Source organism: Acinetobacter sp. WCHAc010052 (genome assembly GCF_002165295.2).
GTDB classification, from domain to species: Bacteria; Pseudomonadota; Gammaproteobacteria; order Pseudomonadales; family Moraxellaceae; genus Acinetobacter; species Acinetobacter chinensis.
The window spans coordinates 766,420-783,862 of sequence record NZ_CP032143.1 but is presented as its reverse complement, the minus strand read 5'-3'; the positions used below and the strand labels follow the sequence as shown (position 1 = coordinate 783,862).

Below are 17,443 nucleotides of genomic sequence, written 5' to 3'. Positions count from 1 at the left end.
TGCCATGAAAATCTTATCCATTCGACTTAAAAATCTGGCATCTCTTTCAGGTGAGCATTTTATTGATTTTGAATCTGAACCTTTGGCTTCGGCAGGTTTAGTGGCGATTGTCGGCAAAACAGGTGCAGGTAAATCCACCATTTTAGATGCGATGTGTCTTGCCCTGTTTAATAAAATCCCACGTTTAAAAGACAGTGATGGCAAACTTACCGATGTCGATGGTTCAGAACTTTTAACCAATTCACCACTGACGGTTTTGCGTCGTGGTACGGCGCATGGTTTTGCTGAACTCACCTTTATCGCACAGGATCAGAAGCATTATTTAGCTCGCTGGGAACTGAAACGTTCACGTGAAAAAGCCGATGGAAAACTGCAAAGTGTACAGCGTTACTTAAAATGCCTGACTGATGGCGTGGTGGTTGCGGATAAAGCCAAAGCTGTCGATGCAAGTATCCATCAAATCACCCAACTCACTTTTGAACAGTTCACCCGTGCCGTACTTTTGGCACAGTCTGAAGTCACCGCATTCTTAAAAGCCCGTGACAATGAACGTGGCGAATTACTCGAATATTTAACCAATTCTTCAATCTTTGCCAGGATCGGTCAACTGGCTTTTGAGCGCACCAAAGCCGTTGCAGTAAAACGTAAAGAACTTGAAAACCTGCTTGGACATATCGAAATACTGTCAGATGAACAGGTCACTGAATTGTCCAATCAGTTTCAAGTAGTTGATGCAGAATATCAAAAACTGGATGCTGAAAAATCACAACTTGAAAAGCAACGTCTCTGGTTTGAACGTAAGCAAAAGTTTGATCAAGAGATTGTTTTAAAACAGCAAACAGTTGATACTCATCTTCAAGAACAACAAAACTTAGCACCTGAACGTGAGCGTTTAACACGTTTGGAAGTATTTTCAGAAATTCGTCCGCATGTGTTTCAGCAACAGCAGCTGATCAAAGCTGAACAGGAACTTGCGCCACAAATTCAGCAACAGCAAAGTATCTTTAATGAGTTATCAACTCAGTTTGAAGCTCAAAAAAGCCAATATCTAAACGCTGAAACTGCACTGGCTGAGATTCAGAACTTTGAAAATCTAAACTTAGACAAAATCAATTCGGTACGTGACTGTAATACTGAGCGTGATCGTATCGTGATTGAGTTTAAGAAAATTCAGGCAAAGCTTGGTGAATTAGAACAAGCTCAACAACCTTATATACAACAAAAACAGAAACTTGAACAACAGATTACGCAGATTCAGCAACAGCAAACTCAGGTAAATGAGCAACTGTTATTCACTCAGCAGTTTGTAAATCTGGATAAAGGCTTATCTGCACATCTACAGCAACTCACACAATTTATTCAGCAATATCAAAGTATTGAAAATCAACTTGGTAATCCTGCACAAGCCGAAAAACAGCTCAATGCACAAAAAACTGAATTACAACAAGCCATTGCACAGTCTGGAAATATTTCATACCTTGAACAACAGGTTGAGCAAGGACGACTGCAACGTGATTTAAAGATTAATCAACGTAATCAACTGGATGTGATTCAGCAAAAGCTTAATCAATACTTTGATTTACACAGTGAATCTCAGCAAATTCAAACGAAATTTCAAAATATTACGGCGCAATTACAGCAAAGTGAAAAAAGTACCTTAATTGCAGAACAAGACTATCAATCTGCAAAAGATGCACGCTTAAAATTACAGGAAATTCTGCAACAACAACGCTTACTTCATACTGAAAATGTAGAACATTTACGTGCAGAACTGAGCGATGGCGAACCGTGTCTGGTCTGCGGCAGTACTTCACATCCCTATAAAGTCGATGATTCTGCGGTGTCTAAAGCCTTGTTCGATCTGCATCAGCAACAGGAACAGCAAGCACTGATTAAAGAGCAAGAGGCTTTAAAAAATTGGCAACAATCACAGCAATCTTTAAGTAAATTCTCTGCTGAACATGAACAGTTAAAAGCTGTGATTCAAAGCAATTCTGAGAAAACTGCGCTAACTGTAAATGCTTTAAATGAGCAGATTCAAACAGCGAATATTCAACTGGATTTGAGTTTATCTCCTGCTGAAATCACAAAAAAAATCCAACAATCTATTCAGCAAAATCAGCTCGATTTACAGCATCTTGAAACACAGACCAATCAATCGATTGTGAATATTAAACAACAGCAACAATTGATACAAAATATCCAACAGGCTGAATATTTACTGCAAAATGCACATAATCTACAACAGCAAGTTTCACACCTAGTCACCTGTTTATCTGATGCTGAAAAACTGCAATGGCAACAACAGACGACTGCTCAAGCACAGCATTTACATGCGCAACTTAAAAACCGCTTACTACAGATTGAGCAATTTGAACTATTAAAACAACAGCTTGATCAAGCATCACAAGAGCTTCACTCGACACAATTAAATCTTGAAAATACGTCGAAGCAAATTGCTGAAATGACTGAAAATTTCAATGTAATCAAAGCTAAAGGACAACAGAATACAGAAAAAGCCAATCAACTGATCTTAGACATGACTGGGTTCAGTGATATTAAACCAAATGAATGGTTGGCTGAACATGATGCCAAACGCCAAAATTCACAAGTGCATTATCAGCAACTGAAACAGCAGTTTGACCAATCACGCAGCCAATATGATCAACAAAAAAGTCGTGTAGAACAATTACAGGCTCAGCAACAACAAAGCCAGAACAGCCTGACTCAAGTAAATCGTGACATTCAAAACTGGTTGAATGTTCATACAGATTTTCAGGTGAATGATCTGCTTGAACTGGCACAGATCACGTCTGCACAGGAACAACAGATTCGGCAGAATTTGCAAAATACCGAACGCTTATTACATGAAGCAAGTTCTGTACTTAAAACTATTCAAGCACAACTGGCGGAGCATGTATTACAACAGCCTGAGATTGATTTTGCACAATTACAGCAACTAATTGCAGATAATATTGAAGCACTCAAAGTGCAGTCTGAGATTCGTGATCAGATTAAAATTGATCTGGCAAAACATGAAAGTAATGTGCAAAAGCAAAAACAGTTTGCCGATCAGATTTTAGAAGTGCAACAAGAAGAACATCGCTGGAGCAAAATTTCAGGCTTACTGGGCGATTCGACTGGGAAAAAATTCCGTGATTATGCTCAGCAGTTTAACCTCGATATTTTACTTGAACATGCCAATCAACAACTCGCGATGTTATCGCAACGTTATACATTAAAACGTCTGGATAACTCGTTAAGCCTGGCGATTATTGACCATGACATGGATGGTGAAACCCGTTCCGTTGCTTCGCTGTCAGGTGGTGAATCTTTCCTGACTGCTCTCGCCTTGTCTCTGGCAATTGCCAATATGGCATCAGGTTCAATGAAAATAGAATCGTTATTTATTGATGAAGGCTTTGGCACCCTGGATGCTTCCTCATTGCACATGGTCATGAATGCGCTCGATCAATTGCAGAATCAGGGTCGTAAAGTTGTGCTCATTTCCCATATTCAGGACATGCATGAACGGATTCCTGTACAGATTCAGGTACGTCCACTGGGTGCAGGCGCAAGTACCATTGAAGTGATGAGTTAATTATAACTGACCACTTTCTTTTTGAATTTTGTCATATTCAGCTTGGGCAACTTTACAACTTGCTTTTTGTTCCTGTTCAAAATTTTGCATTTTTGTTAATAGTGCATCATAACTGCTTTGTTCTTTAAGAAGCTCTTGATTAAATTCATCCTTATGTTTTTCATTATTTTTAAGCATCTGAATTAATTTATGATTAATCACACAGCGCAAATACATATAGGTATCAATACTTTCAGTATCACCATTCGATACTGAACTCCTTTCTGCGAGCATGAAGTCTAATCCGTACTGAAAATTTTCCCTAAAATCTTGATATGTCTGTTGTTCTGAAGTATCCACATGATCAAGGTCAGAAGCATTCGCCTGAACAAAAGCGCTAAACATTACAGCTAACATCAATATAGATTTAAAAATTTTCATTATATTCTCTCAACATAAAATAAAAGAAGCACTCAAATGAAGTGCTTCTCAAATGATCTAAATCAACGATCTGCAGGAAAAGCATTGGGTGGTGAAGCATATTTACTGACAGGTCTTGCCTTTTCCGTAGGTGCTTCCAGTTCATACACGACAGTTCCAATAACACCTGTATTTTGAATAGATCCACTGGCTGTATTGGCAGCATAGGCATCTTCAGGTTTACTGAATGTAAATGAAGCCACAGCACTGTTACTTTTACGGAAACCCTCAATTTTCAGTGTGTTGTGAGCATGTAAGACATAACCTGCATTTCTGCGTGAAGCCTGACTGCCATTTATCACATCAACGCCATCAACACTGGTCACCACTTCAAAAGTCTTGCCTGTATTATTTTCATAACGCAGCTGATAACTCTGCCCCTGACGACCTGCCAGATAATAATTCTGTCCAACACGGTAGAGGGCTATTCGATTCCCCTGATCATCCACAACAGAGAAACTGATTTTTCCGGCAGCAATCGAAATGGAGTTGATGACTTTGCCCTGATAGTTTTTGTCTGCATAACGCACCAAGGTTTCATCAACAGGAGTATATGACTTTCGCTTTAAATCGACCTGAGTGACATGGGAGTCAATTTCATCTCCCCACTTTGTTCCGAGTTTTTCATCTGCTCTGACTGAGCTGTTGGCAAGCTGAGCTCCAGCCTCGGCAGAAACGGCTTTCGAACTGGAGATTTCACTTCTGCTTTCCTGTTTACTGCAGGCAACCAGAAAAATACTGAACAACAGGCTGAATAAAATACTGATTATTTTCATCATGCTTACCTCTTCAATAGACAGACCTGTAAAAGTCCATATATTCATTTTTTGATTTTATAAATGACTGAACAGGACGGCTTTTCTGAACAGCATCAGATGCAGAATATCCCTGAGCACACAGACATACCAGGGATGATTTTTATATATTTGTAATAATATAACACTTTAAAATAAGAGCCTGTTCTGACGCTTATTTTAAAAATATCTTATGACCCTGACATAGGTCTTAATGTCAGAATCTGCTCACTGCGCCCAAACGGACCATTCACATCATGCAGTATCGCACTCGACAGCCCGATCCCATCTGAACCATACTGCTGTACAGCTTCAATACCCAGCCATTCGCCCTCAGGCATTCTATAGAGATGAATCTGTAAATCCAGATTTGGAAAGCCCCAGTCAAATGGTCTTTCCTGTCTCGGTACAATACCGTTTGCCATATCTGACATACTCACCAGTCGGACAAAAGGCGATGTTGACTGTCCCTCAACCATATCCACTTCAGTCCTTAACCACACCAGTCCTTTACCATTTCTTTGCAGATTCGAACGTGCTTCAAGGGTTTTGGTATATTGACCGCGCCATTGATGTACACCGTCAAATACAGGCATATTTTCAGGCGTTTCCACCACACTGTCTTCCAGTCCGGCAATCGCTGAGGTATCAGAAGTCAGCATACGCCATGTATGTGCAACCACTAAGGTTTTACCTTTGCCCTGCATGGTGGATTCAAGCAGTTCAATCGTTTTACCGGCACGGATCACACGGGTTCTGATTTCAATTTCACCCAGTTCAATCAGACCGTAAATATCCAGACTGATGCGTCCGATGCGCATGTTTTCACGCGGCGAAAACTGCTCCAGTTCAGCACAGATAATGCCGGTGGCCGGTGCCATGTGCTGTTCATTCGGATTCCATGCACCCTGTGCATTGAGTGTTGAATGATAACGGGCGGTCACGCATCCCTGATCATCTGTTTCGCGGTGAATAAGCTGATAATATGCAGACATAAACTTCCCTGTGGCTTCAGTACGTGAATAATAAACTAACCAGTCCGGGTTATTTTTGTACTGAACTTTAGTGGCAAAGTCCACGATTCCCGTGAAATCTGACCTCATGGGTTTTCAGATTTGCATTCAGTCCTGCTTTGGGTCATGGCACAGTCAACTCATGAATTTTCACCGCTTAACCAGAATAATCCCTGGCTCCAAATAAAGCAGTTCCCACACGAACCATGGTTGAGCCAGCCTCAATCGCCTGCTGCATATCTCCCGACATTCCCATACTCAGTGTGTCCCAGTCCTCTGGATGCAGATGCTGTGATTTCACCAGTTTAAACAAAGTACTGGCATCAGAAAATGCCTGCGTATGTCCTGGTGCAGGGATCACCATCAGACCACGCAGCTTTAAATTTTCCAGGCGGCTGATCTGAGCAACGAGTTCAGCAACGTCTGCTGGCTGACAGCCATCTTTGCTGTCCTGTGCGTCAATATTGACCTGAATACAGATATTTAAAGGAGCCTGATCTGCTGTTCTCTGATTTGAAAGACGCTCAGCAATAATCAGACGGTCCACACCATGCACCCAGGCAAATTTTTCCGCCAGATGCCTGGTTTTATTACGCTGCACATGCCCAATAAAATGCCATTCAATCTCAAGATCAGACAGTTCTTCAATTTTATCCAGCGCTTCCTGTAAATAATTTTCACCAAAAGATCGCTGTCCTGTCGCATACATCTGCGCGAGTATCTCTGCCGGATGCGTTTTAGACACCGCAAGCAATGAGACCTCCTCAGCTTTTCTGCCTGCCTGCTGACATGCATGTTCAATCTGTTCCAGCACCTGGTTTCTTGCTGCTTGAAGCGTATTCATTGACGGGTTTCTCATTTCATTCATCTTTTTTTGCTTTGTGATTCAACTAAGTGTTGGTTAAGCGAATGGAAAGCCTTATTATTCTATCAAAATAATTAAGATTTATTCATATCGGGGAACTCATGGATATTACAGAATTACTGGCATTTTCTGCGAAAAACGGGGCTTCAGACTTACACCTGTCTTCAGGCATGCCGCCACTTATTCGTGTGGATGGTGAAGTCCGCCGCATTAATCTGCCTCCCCTGGAACACAAAGAAGTTCACAAGCTGATTTATGACATCATGAATGATAAACAGCGTCGTGACTATGAAGAAAATCTTGAAACTGACTTTTCTTTTGAAGTTCCAGGCGTTGCCCGCTTCCGTGTGAATGCATTTAACCAGAACCGTGGTGCAGGTGCTGTATTCCGTACCATTCCATCCAAAGTTCTGACGATGGAAGATCTCGGTATGGGTCATATCTTCAAAGAAATCTGTGACTATCCGCGAGGTATTGTACTGGTGACTGGACCAACGGGTTCGGGTAAATCCACCACACTGGCAGCAATGATTGATTATATTAACGATAACCGTTATGACCATATTCTGACGGTCGAAGACCCTATCGAATTTGTGCATCAGTCAAAAAAATGTCTGGTCAACCAGCGTGAAGTCCATCGTGATACTCATGGATTTAACGAAGCATTACGTTCCGCACTACGTGAAGACCCTGACATTATCCTCGTCGGTGAGATGCGTGACCTTGAAACGATCCGTCTTGCTTTGACCGCAGCTGAAACCGGTCACCTTGTTTTTGGTACTCTGCACACCACATCTGCTGCAAAAACCATTGACCGTGTGATTGACGTATTCCCTGCTGAAGAAAAAGACATGGTTCGTGCCATGCTTTCAGAATCCTTACAGGCTGTAATTTCTCAGACCCTGTTGAAAAAGAATGGTGGTGGACGTGTGGCAGCTCATGAAATCATGATCGGTATTCCTGCGATCCGTAACTTAATCCGTGAAAACAAAGTTGCACAGATGTATTCGGCCATTCAGACAGGTGCCAACTACGGTATGACCACACTGGATCAAAGCCTTAAAACACTGGTCAGTAAAGGTGTTATCAGTCCTCAGACTGCCCGTACTATGGCGAAACAGCCTGAATCCTTCCTGTAAGTATTCATGGGATTAGGAGACTGATATGGATTTTAATGATTTACTGAACCTGATGATTCAGCAGAAAGCTTCGGATCTGTTCATTACAGCAGATGTTGAACCTTCAATGAAAATTAATGGTCAGATTGTGCCTGTAGCAAACACAAAACTGACTGGAGATATTGTTGGGCAGCTGCTCAACAGTATTATGAATGATAAACAGCGTAAAGAATTTGCAGATACCCGCGAATGTAACTTTGCCATCATGAACCGTGATAAAACTGCACGTTTCCGTGTCAGTGCATTTCAGCAACGTGACCAGCCTGGCATGGTTTTACGTCGGATTGAAACCACGATTCCAACCATGGATGACCTAAAACTTCCACCGATCTTAAAAGAACTTGCCATGACCAAACGTGGCATCATCATTTTCGTTGGTGCGACAGGTACAGGTAAATCCACATCACTGGCTTCCATCATTGGATACCGAAATCATAATTCAAAGGGTCATATCATTACCATTGAAGACCCGATTGAATTTGTTCATGAACATGCTGGCTGTATCATTACGCAGCGTGAAGTCGGTATTGATACAGATTCTTTTGAAATTGCACTGAAAAATACACTGCGTCAGGCACCTGATGTGATTCTGATCGGGGAGATCCGTTCCCGCGAAACAATGGACTATGCCATTGCATTCGCAGAAACCGGTCACCTGGTATTTGCTACACTGCACGCCAACAACGCCAACCAGGCGATTGACCGTATCATTCACTTCTTCGAAGCAGACCGTCACAGCCAGCTGTTCATGGATCTGTCCCTGAACTTAAAAGCTATGGTTGCACAGCAGCTGATTCCAACACCGGACGGTAACTCCAGACGTGCTGCTATTGAGATTCTGATTAACTCACCTTTAATTTCTGACTTAATCCGTAAAGGTGAAATTCATGAAATTAAAGATCTGATGAAACGTTCACGTGAACTGGGAATGCAGACGTTTGACCAGGCCTTATATGACCTGTATAAAGCCAAGCAGATTACCTATAAAGATGCACTGAAACATGCAGACTCACCAAATGACCTGCGCTTACAGATCAAACTTTCTGAAGAAGGTGCTGACCGCCTGATGAGTGCAGGTTCTCAGATTACCTATGACGGACAATAATCCTTAAAACAGAATAAAAAAAACAGGCTTCAATTGAAGCCTGTTTTTATTTTCAGATCAATACCAGATCCTGAAATGGATCAGTATCTCACCGCAATAAAACATTATTTTTTACGCAAAGCTTCCTGGCATTCAGCCGCATCACAGTAACCATAAAGGTTCAGTGAGTGACCTGTCAGGGTAAAGCCATAGTTTTCAGCAACATGATGCTGTTCCTGCTCAATAACATCATTACTGAATTCAACCACTTTATTACAGTTCTGACAGACCAGGTGATCGTGATGTTCTTCCTGCATGATTTCAAAAACAGAATGATTGTTTTCAAAATGATGGCGCTGGATAATCCCCGCAGCTTCAAACTGTGTTAACACACGGTAAACAGTTGCGAGACCGACATCTTCGCCCTGTTCAAGTAAAGTCTTATAAATGTCTTCCGCGCTTAAGTGATGTTGTCTTGAATTTTCAAGTAATTCCAATATTTTTATTCGAGGAAGCGTAACTTTAAGTCCAGCTTTGCGTAAATCTTGGTTTGAAATAGGCATGAAAAAAGGTCTCTCAACAAATTTAAAGTTGGAATATGCAACAAAGTTAAGATGCAGTATGATCTATCCCTGGATCAAATGCATCATAATTAATTTGGGATAGTGTAGCAAAATGCAAAAAATCATGTTGGCGTTATTCGCCACTTCACTGCTCGCAGGATGTTCAGTCCTGGGCGTATATAAAGTGGATATCCCACAGGGCTCTCCGCTGACGCAGGCTCAGGCCGCACAGATTCATGTCGGAATGAGTCACCAGCAGGTTCGCTTTTTACTGGGTAGCCCAACAATTACAGATCCGATGAATCCATTGCGCTGGGATTATGTCTACAATTATATCCCCGGCACATATGCTAAAAAAGCGAAGATTCCTGCTGCAAAAGGTCAGCACCTGAAAGTTTTCTTTGACCAGAACGGTATTGTAAAAGAAATTCAGGGGCTGGAAACTATTCCAGAATCACAACCAGGCTTACCAGGCTCCAAAGAAGCCATCCTGACTGCGCCCCCACTATAGTCAGTTTGAAACAAAAAGAAACCCCTGCTCCAGGGGTTTTTCAAATTACTTCAATTGTTTAAAGCGATTACCTTTTTCAAAGCGTCCTACAGGGTGCTTTTCAGCCCTTTTCCGACGAATGTCTTTCGGATTGATGGTCAGGTTACGATAAATTTCGACCCGATCCCCTGCATTGAGCTGTTGTGACAGATCCTGCAACCGCACACCAAAGATGCCCAGTTTTAATGGCTCAGGCAATTCAGTCTGTTCACCGATACCACTTTGCTCTACCGCATCCATTGCAGTCATACCTGCAATGAAAGGGACTGAAATCAGAAACTGTTGCTGTGGAGCAGCATACGCCACCCACACATTCAATGGCTCGCTCATCCGATCAGCTGTCCTGCAACTGCAATGATTGCAGTCACAATAGCGAGTGGCAGTACAATACGGACCATAATACGCCAGATATTATAAAAAGCTTCGCTGCTGAAATTCATTGCTTTACGTAAATGACTGATTTTCATGATCCACCCCACAAAAATGGCATAGATCAGACAGATAATCAGCCCCCAGAGCATAATCAGTGTATAGAAAAACGATGATGCCAATGGAATAAACCACACAAGAACCGCTGCGAGTAAAATCAGCCACTGAACAATAATGCTCAACTGACGCTGCTGCAACTGTTCACGTGCCATCTGCAGTAAGAATGCTGCAGTCATGACCACTGCAACTGTCAGTACAATCACCGGAATCTGTGCATTGGCTGCGAAAAAGCTGAATACGACTACAGCAAGCAACTGAGCAATCCAGATAGGAAGTACTGTTTTAGTTGCCTGATCCTGCTGACTGAGCTGTGCCAGAGTAGACTGCCAGTACAGCCCCATCCCCAGACCACTTGCGACCAGTGCAAGAACCGTTGCATTTCCCCATTCAGAGAACTCTACAGGTGTCAGTTTCCATGCCTGTACAGGTGTTCCCAGTATCTTGGATAAAACCACGGCAGCAATCACCGCAACCACACCTGTCAGCACCAGTAACTGTCTTAACAGAAAAGACAGCAGAAATGCAGCAACAGACACCCCTGCCAGCAAAATCGGGAGCTGAACACCCTGAGCAGTAAACTGTTCCAGCAGTACCGCTGAAGAATTCAGCATGCCACCTGCCAGAAACGGTATAAAGACAACCGCAAGCCAGCCAACGATTCTCCAGCGCTGAGAAGTATCAGCATCACGGGTTAAACCTGACAAAGCCTGTAATGCAGTTGTTTTTGAACGTTTTGCCAGCGCAATTTCCAGGTAGCACAATGGCAAAGCCAGAATCAGCATCGTTCCAAGCCACAACAACCAGAAATCCATCTGGCGCTCAACCTGAATTCCTGTTACAGGTGCGAGCGTAGCAATAATGATGAAAGACAGACAAAATGCCATCAGAGGTGATAACCATCGTGACACTGCAATATCCTGCATGATGTGTTCCTAATTAAAATCTGTTGCTATTTTGCCTTTGTCATTGCTGAAAATCAAAGCTAATAAAGAAAAAGCAAACTATCTTTTCAGACAGTTTGCTGCGCTTAGTGTATTCCTGTTTTATTTTTTATAATCCCGTTTATCCTTTTTATGAGAAGAAACGAGCAAACCAGTTCTTACCTTTTTTCTTTTCTTTCTCTTTAATGATGCCCATCATGTTTTCTTTCACGGCACCCACATAGTCGGCATCATCGTGCTGAATATGGTTAATCAGCCACTTAGACAACACTTCATGCAGTTCTGCTTCAATTGAATGCCCCATCTCAAAACGGTCACGATAGGATTCAATTTTTTTAATAAACAGATCATGAACACGTTTATGTGGTACACGATATTTATAACCGGCTTCTTCCTGAAGAGATTCCTCAAAAGTAAAATGTGACTGAGTATAATCAATAATATTTTCAAGAATCTGCTTAACACGCTCACGGTCAGTGTTCACGTTTACATCATCAATTTCATTAATATAATCAAGAATTCGCTTATGCTGATCGTCAATCACATCGATGCCAGTATTGTATTCTGGTATCCATTTCATTTTCATTACGACCACCCCTGATTCAGTTCAACTATCACATAATTAGATAATATATTGATTTACAACAAATAAAAATCTAGTAAAACACCTGGGATTAAGTATAAATACACAATAGAGCCACAAGCCAATGATTTATATGACTTAATTAATTAAACCCAACCAAAAGAATCAGTTATTTTTTAACCAATGTTAAATATTAGACATGAATATATTTATGTTTTATATATTATTTTTTACGAAATAAATTCAGATATGAAATTAATACTTATCTGCAAGGGTGACCCTTTTCAGTTCAGGATTTAATCTTTCCCGTTCCAGTCTCTCAATATGGGTCAGGGTTCTTTTTACAGGCTGACCATGCTGAAACAGAATCATTTCGCCTGGCTGAAATGCGGTCCAGACTTCATTCTGTGTCAGTGGTTCAGTTGTGATAACAGCAACACGGTCTTCTGGTGTGGTTACTTCACTGAAATCGACCTCCACATCCAGATCAATCAGCTGAGCCGGTTTAAACGGATACTCACGAACCAGCCAGTGCAGTTTGGTCACTGCATAAGTAAACAGTGCCTGACCGTTGGAAAGACAGAAATTAAACGTTCCATGTTCAGCAATAGATGGGGAAATTTCAGCCAGCGCATCAAAGATCTGTTCCAGTGAAGGTTCAGTAAAACCGAACCTGGCAATCAGATGATCCAGCAGATAGCAGAATGCTCTTTCACTGTCAGTATTACCTACAGGGGTATAACGCCCTGACAGTTCAGGTGTAAAGTCGTGCAGATCGCCATTATGCGCAAAAATCCACTGCCGTCCCCACAGTTCACGAATAAAAGGATGTGAATTTTCCAGGTTTATTTTGCCCTGAGTTGCTTTACGGATATGTGCAATCACATTTCGGGCTTTGATCGGATAATTACGGATCAGTTCTGCAATGGGAGATTCCACCGCAGACTGATTATCCACAAAAAGACGGCATGCTTTATCTTCGAAAAAAGCAATACCAAAACCATCACAGTGATCTGAGGTCACACCTGCCCGCTGTGAAAAGCCACGGAATGAAAACGTAATATCCGTAGGGGTCGCACAATTCATTCCAAGCAGTTGGCACATAATCTTTGTCATACAGCATTTATTCTGATGTAACTATTGTGCATGAGTCCGTTGTTCGCTGTAAATCACTAAATTCAATACCCTTAACTATTTTATGGATTAACGGTGGATATTTTTCTTCAGGACAAAGTTTTTAGCGATTTCATTCACTTCAAGAAAAACAAAATAATCCAGGCAGTTAAAGTCTTTATCGTAATAAGCTTCACGTGAAAGTTTAGCCTGCATTTTCAGATAGACATCAAACAGTTTAGGAATCTTTTCATCCTGCGGAAAACTGTATTCAGGATATCCTGGTTCATACGCTTCTGTTGCCTGAATATCGCTGGCTTTATGCGCTGGCATATTTTTCATAAACTGATGAGTATGGTAAGCACGTGATTCATTACCATCCATACGGATGCTGACACAGCCGATCAGATGCTTTGCACGCATGCCCCACAGTACTTTAGGTACCAGGTTCAACCATAAAACCGACAGTGCTTTACCAGAACGATAGCGTGGATGTACACAGGTACGACCAATTTCCACAATGTTGGACAGATGAGCAAATTTATCTGTGATGTTGAATTCCTGCGCACTGTAGCTTTTGGACAGCTCATGCCCCTGGAACAGTTTGAGTCGCGTATACGCCACAATTTCATTGCTCATTCTGTCGCGTAAAACCGCATGTTCACAACCGAAGTCATAAATGTCCTGATCGAGACCATTTTCAAAGTCTATGCCAAACTGCTGGGAAAACTGCTCTGCTCTGAACTTTTGAACTTCCTGAATCTGTTTAATGTCTTCCGCCCATTCAAAGCGGTACTGAGTCTGTTCTGATGATTTTTTATTTAATGGAAAACTGAGGTTTTGTCTGTACTGATTCAACTTTGCCAGCATCTGAGTATCCTGCTCTATGTTTATCTTCTCTTTAAGGTAGGCAAAACATGTGACAGGAAAATGACTGTTTTTTAAGCATTGATATTTCATCATAAAGAATAAAAAAAGCCTCCATCACAGGAGGCTTTTTTATTAATCAGAATCAGTGACGGGCACGGTTGGTAATCAGTGTTCCAACACCATGATCTGTAAAAATTTCAAGCAGTGTTGCATGTGGAACACGCCCATCCACAATATGCGCACTGACGACACCACCTTTTACAGCATCCAGCGCACAGCCGACTTTAGGAATCATGCCGCCATAAATCACGCCGGTTTCGATCAATCTGTCCACTTCCTGGGTACTGAGTCCAGTCAGCAGATTTTTATTTTCATCGAGCACACCCATGATATTGGTCAGCAGAATCAGCTTTTCTGCGCCCAGTGCTTCAGCGACTTTACCTGCAACCAGATCAGCATTGATATTGTAGGTATTTCCTTCTTCATCCACACCCAATGGCGCAATAACAGGAATAAAATCACTCTGGGTAAACATTTCAAGGACGTCAGTTTTTACACCCACCACTTCGCCGACTAAGCCAAGGTCGATCTGTTGCAATGAACCGTCTTCAGCCGTTTTTGACATCAACAGCTTTTGCGCACGGATTAAATTGCCGTCCTTACCTGTCAGACCAATGGCACGACCACCGTGCTGGTTGATCAGGTTAACGATGGATTTGTTGACACTGCCACCAAGCACCATTTCAACAACTTCCATGGTTGCAGGGTCAGTCACCCGCATACCATCAATACGGTCAGATTCACGCCCCAGCTGCTTCAGAAAGGAGTCAACCTGAGGTCCGCCACCATGAACCACTATCGGATTCAGACCTACCGTTTTGAGCAATACAATGTCACGTGCAAATGAGCTTTCCAGTTCAGGATCAGTCATTGCATTGCCACCATATTTCACCACCAGCGTTTTACCTGCAAAACGTTGAATATACGGCAAAGCCTCTGTCAGAATCTGTGCTTTGTCTATGCCGGTATGCTGATGTGGCATACGTCTCTCCTTATTGAGCATTTAAAATGTCTTGTGCAATCTGCGGATACCGATCACTTAACATGGAAACAAATGTGTGTCGGATATCATCCAGCCGTGCTGGATTGTCTGCATCAAAACGGATTGTAAAGTATTCGCCAGTATTTGATGCTCGAATAATGCCAAATCCATCCTCAAAATCAAGTCGTACACCATCAATTTTACTTAACTGAGCGCCATAACGCTTAGATTTAATTTCAACATCACTTAAAACAACGCGCGGTTCTATGCTGTGCGTACTGATATAAGTGTCTTCTGTGCTGCAACGTTCAGGATAAGCAGCAAACAGCTGAGATAATGTTAAATCAGCTGACTGGCTCAGATATTCAAGTATGCGCAGTGCCGCATATAAACCATCGTCATAACCAAATCCACGCCCATCATTAAATACATAATGACCGGCATATTCTCCACCAAAGACAGCTCTCCCTCCTGACTGAGCAAGATATTTGCGCAGGAAAGTGCTGCCCGTGCGGATCATATGGGGGGTTCCCCCCAGCTGAGACACTGTGTTTTTCACCATTGTGGAGCATTTCACATCAAACACCACCTGATGACCAGGATGCGTTTTCAGGCACATTTCAGCAAATAACGACAGCATACGGTCAGCAGAAATCACTGTTCCACACTCATCAATCACGACCAGTCTGTCACCATCTCCATCCAGTGCAATACCGATATCTGCACCTTTTTTCAATACAGCATCACGGATCTGAACCAGATGTTTTTCCTGAGAAGGGTCTGGTGCGTGATCCGGAAAGTTTCCATCTGCTTCACAGCGGATCGCCGTCAGTTCACAACCCATTTTTTTCAGAACCAGGGCAGCACAGCGACCAGCCGAGCCGTTCATTCCATCCAGCACCACTTTAAAGGGTCGTTCCAGTTTGACATCCTGCAGAAGTGCATGCTGATACGCCAGACAGTAAGGAACAACCAGTGCATGTTGCAGCAGAGGAATTTCAGGTACTGGTTCAGCTACAAATTTCATCTGAGCTGTAACAGCGACCTGCTGAATCATTTCAGGACCTGGAGGTTCCCCCTGTATAATCCACTTGATACCGTTATCACTGACGGCGTTGTGACTTGCAGTCACCATGATGCCGTTACCCGCCGCATTTCGGGCACTGTAATACATCAGTGGTGAGGAACAGCACCCCAAAGGGATGACTTCAAATCCATGCTGTTCAAAAATCTGTTGCAGTAACCACGCATATCCTGGACTGCTCAGGCGGGCATCATACCCGATGACAATTTTTTTCTGCCCTGCCTGCAGATATTGCTGACAAAGACCATAAGCGATTGCCTGAACAAGTTCAGGAGTGAAAGAACTGACTGCGCCTCGAATATCGTAGGCACGAAATAAATGCGAAGGAAACGGCTTTTCTGAAAATGTCATTCAATGTTCTACTTTATGACAGCACTTTAATCATGCTTTGAAAAATGATTTCATCAGGTTTTATTTATCACTATACTTTAGCTCGTGCCCTCAATGCCTAAAGTATGATGTGTATTATACATTTGTAAAATATCTTAATACCGTAACAGAATATTTAAAATATTTTACCAAACAATAAATACTTAATAAAACACCTGATAAGAAAAATTTGATATAAACCAATGACTCAATGGTGGTTAATAAAAGAATTATTCGCAATGGAAAGAAATGTTTATTTATTTTGCAATGTTTTTATTTGACAGAATATCCCCTGTTCTGGGTATTTTTTATAATTAAGACAGGATGTGAAAGCCTGATGAATGTTCCATCAGGCTTCTGATTCAGGATCAGTTCTGACCTGTGTGACCAAATCCACCTGCACCACGTTCAGTTGCGACGAATTCATCCACAAGTTCAAACTGTGCCTGCATCACAGGTACCAGTACATACTGAGCCAGACGCTCACCTGGCTCCAGTGTAAATGCTGTCTGACTTCTGTTCCAGACGGACACCATCAGTTCACCCTGGTAGTCTGAATCAATCAGTCCAACCAGATTGCCCAGTACAATCCCGTGCTTATGACCCAGTCCTGAACGAGGCAGAATCAGACCCGCAAAACCAGGATCTGCGATATAGACAGATAAACCTGTTTTGACAAGTACGGTCTGTCCCGGTTCAATTACAGTCGCTTCATTCACACATGCACGCAGATCCAGACCTGCTGAACCGGCAGTTGCATACGCAGGCATTGGCCATTCGCCACCCAATCGTGAATCAAGTACTTTTACCTGAACTTTCATACAATAATTTCCTTTGGTTAAATT

Annotated in this window: 17 protein-coding genes; 4 read left to right on the top strand and 13 right to left on the bottom strand. The window is 42.2% G+C overall.

Features of this window, described 5'->3' with window-relative positions; translation table 11 throughout:
* Positions 1-4 precede the first annotated feature (4 nt).
* The gene (locus CDG61_RS04235; protein WP_087551283.1) at positions 5-3,601 is read left to right on the top strand and encodes an AAA family ATPase; all 3,597 of its coding nucleotides are present in this window, start codon (positions 5-7) and stop codon (positions 3,599-3,601) included.
* Here the strand turns inward: CDG61_RS04235 and CDG61_RS04230 are convergent, their stop codons facing one another.
* The 4 genes from CDG61_RS04230 to CDG61_RS04215 form a co-directional block, all read right to left on the bottom strand.
* A complete protein-coding gene (locus tag CDG61_RS04230; protein WP_087551284.1) occupies positions 3,602-4,021 on the bottom strand; it encodes a hypothetical protein in 420 nt (139 codons plus the stop codon).
* 62 nt (positions 4,022-4,083) lie between these two features.
* Entirely contained in the window at positions 4,084-4,836 is a 753-nt protein-coding gene (locus tag CDG61_RS04225; RefSeq protein WP_087551304.1) for a hypothetical protein, read from the bottom strand.
* A 209-nt stretch (positions 4,837-5,045) separates the two neighbouring features.
* Entirely contained in the window at positions 5,046-5,849 is an 804-nt protein-coding gene (locus CDG61_RS04220; RefSeq protein ID WP_087551305.1) for a thioesterase family protein, read from the bottom strand.
* Between the two features lie 175 nt (positions 5,850-6,024).
* Complete coding sequence (locus CDG61_RS04215; protein WP_087551285.1) at positions 6,025-6,711, bottom strand: YggS family pyridoxal phosphate-dependent enzyme; 687 nt, start codon at positions 6,709-6,711, stop codon at positions 6,025-6,027.
* A 122-nt stretch (positions 6,712-6,833) separates the two neighbouring features.
* Between CDG61_RS04215 and CDG61_RS04210 the strand changes: the two genes are divergently transcribed.
* The gene (locus CDG61_RS04210) at positions 6,834-7,871 is read left to right on the top strand and encodes a type IV pilus twitching motility protein PilT (protein ID WP_087513387.1); all 1,038 of its coding nucleotides are present in this window, start codon (positions 6,834-6,836) and stop codon (positions 7,869-7,871) included.
* Between the two features lie 25 nt (positions 7,872-7,896).
* Positions 7,897-9,015 (top strand): PilT/PilU family type 4a pilus ATPase, encoded by a 1,119-nt coding sequence (locus CDG61_RS04205; protein ID WP_087513386.1) that lies wholly within the window; start codon positions 7,897-7,899, stop codon positions 9,013-9,015.
* 104 nt (positions 9,016-9,119) lie between these two features.
* Here CDG61_RS04205 and fur read toward each other — a convergent pair whose 3' ends face one another.
* Positions 9,120-9,557, bottom strand: a complete 438-nt coding sequence (fur, locus tag CDG61_RS04200; RefSeq protein WP_087513385.1) for a ferric iron uptake transcriptional regulator — start codon at positions 9,555-9,557, stop codon at positions 9,120-9,122.
* A 112-nt stretch (positions 9,558-9,669) separates the two neighbouring features.
* Here fur and CDG61_RS04195 point away from each other — a divergent pair, with 112 nt between their 5' ends.
* Positions 9,670-10,068 (top strand): outer membrane protein assembly factor BamE, encoded by a 399-nt coding sequence (locus CDG61_RS04195; protein WP_087513384.1) that lies wholly within the window; start codon positions 9,670-9,672, stop codon positions 10,066-10,068.
* Positions 10,069-10,113: 45 nt separating this feature from the next.
* On the opposite strand, the gene CDG61_RS04190 is transcribed toward CDG61_RS04195, so the two are convergent.
* The 8 genes from CDG61_RS04190 to dut all read right to left on the bottom strand — a co-directional run bounded on the left by CDG61_RS04190 (position 10,114) and on the right by dut (position 17,419).
* Entirely contained in the window at positions 10,114-10,437 is a 324-nt protein-coding gene (locus CDG61_RS04190; protein ID WP_087551286.1) for an RnfH family protein, read from the bottom strand.
* Positions 10,434-11,519: a hypothetical protein gene (locus CDG61_RS04185; protein ID WP_087551287.1), complete on the bottom strand. Its 1,086-nt coding sequence runs from the start codon at positions 11,517-11,519 to the stop codon at positions 10,434-10,436. The genes CDG61_RS04190 and CDG61_RS04185 overlap by 4 nt, the downstream gene beginning before the upstream one ends.
* Positions 11,520-11,667: 148 nt before the next feature.
* Complete coding sequence (locus CDG61_RS04180; protein ID WP_087513381.1) at positions 11,668-12,123, bottom strand: bacteriohemerythrin; 456 nt, start codon at positions 12,121-12,123, stop codon at positions 11,668-11,670.
* Positions 12,124-12,375: 252 nt separating this feature from the next.
* Positions 12,376-13,224, bottom strand: coding sequence for a class II glutamine amidotransferase (locus tag CDG61_RS04175; RefSeq protein WP_087513440.1), 849 nt, complete (start codon positions 13,222-13,224; stop codon positions 12,376-12,378).
* Positions 13,225-13,323: 99 nt separating this feature from the next.
* The gene (locus CDG61_RS04170; protein WP_087513380.1) at positions 13,324-14,103 is read right to left on the bottom strand and encodes a GNAT family N-acetyltransferase; all 780 of its coding nucleotides are present in this window, start codon (positions 14,101-14,103) and stop codon (positions 13,324-13,326) included.
* Positions 14,104-14,245: 142 nt separating this feature from the next.
* Complete coding sequence (gene argB / locus CDG61_RS04165) at positions 14,246-15,145, bottom strand: acetylglutamate kinase (protein ID WP_087513379.1); 900 nt, start codon at positions 15,143-15,145, stop codon at positions 14,246-14,248.
* Positions 15,146-15,155: 10 nt separating this feature from the next.
* Entirely contained in the window at positions 15,156-16,580 is a 1,425-nt protein-coding gene (locus tag CDG61_RS04160; protein ID WP_087551288.1) for a phosphomannomutase/phosphoglucomutase, read from the bottom strand.
* 386 nt (positions 16,581-16,966) lie between these two features.
* The gene (gene dut / locus CDG61_RS04155; RefSeq protein WP_087513377.1) at positions 16,967-17,419 is read right to left on the bottom strand and encodes a dUTP diphosphatase; all 453 of its coding nucleotides are present in this window, start codon (positions 17,417-17,419) and stop codon (positions 16,967-16,969) included.
* Positions 17,420-17,443 lie beyond the last annotated feature (24 nt).

What these genes read in the sequence shown, in the direction of transcription:
- CDG61_RS04235 (WP_087551283.1), top strand. Translation starts at nt 5, where the DNA reads ATGAAAATCTTATCCATTCGACTTAAAAATCTGGCATCTCTTTCAGGT.
- CDG61_RS04230 (WP_087551284.1), bottom strand. Translation starts at nt 4,021, where the DNA reads ATGAAAATTTTTAAATCTATATTGATGTTAGCTGTAATGTTTAGCGCT.
- CDG61_RS04225 (WP_087551304.1), bottom strand. Translation starts at nt 4,836, where the DNA reads ATGAAAATAATCAGTATTTTATTCAGCCTGTTGTTCAGTATTTTTCTG.
- CDG61_RS04220 (WP_087551305.1), bottom strand. Translation starts at nt 5,849, where the DNA reads ATGTCTGCATATTATCAGCTTATTCACCGCGAAACAGATGATCAGGGA.
- CDG61_RS04215 (WP_087551285.1), bottom strand. Translation starts at nt 6,711, where the DNA reads ATGAATACGCTTCAAGCAGCAAGAAACCAGGTGCTGGAACAGATTGAA.
- CDG61_RS04210 (WP_087513387.1), top strand. Translation starts at nt 6,834, where the DNA reads ATGGATATTACAGAATTACTGGCATTTTCTGCGAAAAACGGGGCTTCA.
- CDG61_RS04205 (WP_087513386.1), top strand. Translation starts at nt 7,897, where the DNA reads ATGGATTTTAATGATTTACTGAACCTGATGATTCAGCAGAAAGCTTCG.
- fur (WP_087513385.1), bottom strand. Translation starts at nt 9,557, where the DNA reads ATGCCTATTTCAAACCAAGATTTACGCAAAGCTGGACTTAAAGTTACG.
- CDG61_RS04195 (WP_087513384.1), top strand. Translation starts at nt 9,670, where the DNA reads ATGCAAAAAATCATGTTGGCGTTATTCGCCACTTCACTGCTCGCAGGA.
- CDG61_RS04190 (WP_087551286.1), bottom strand. Translation starts at nt 10,437, where the DNA reads ATGAGCGAGCCATTGAATGTGTGGGTGGCGTATGCTGCTCCACAGCAA.
- CDG61_RS04185 (WP_087551287.1), bottom strand. Translation starts at nt 11,519, where the DNA reads ATGCAGGATATTGCAGTGTCACGATGGTTATCACCTCTGATGGCATTT.
- CDG61_RS04180 (WP_087513381.1), bottom strand. Translation starts at nt 12,123, where the DNA reads ATGAAAATGAAATGGATACCAGAATACAATACTGGCATCGATGTGATT.
- CDG61_RS04175 (WP_087513440.1), bottom strand. Translation starts at nt 13,224, where the DNA reads ATGTGCCAACTGCTTGGAATGAATTGTGCGACCCCTACGGATATTACG.
- CDG61_RS04170 (WP_087513380.1), bottom strand. Translation starts at nt 14,103, where the DNA reads ATGCTGGCAAAGTTGAATCAGTACAGACAAAACCTCAGTTTTCCATTA.
- argB (WP_087513379.1), bottom strand. Translation starts at nt 15,145, where the DNA reads ATGCCACATCAGCATACCGGCATAGACAAAGCACAGATTCTGACAGAG.
- CDG61_RS04160 (WP_087551288.1), bottom strand. Translation starts at nt 16,580, where the DNA reads ATGACATTTTCAGAAAAGCCGTTTCCTTCGCATTTATTTCGTGCCTAC.
- dut (WP_087513377.1), bottom strand. Translation starts at nt 17,419, where the DNA reads ATGAAAGTTCAGGTAAAAGTACTTGATTCACGATTGGGTGGCGAATGG.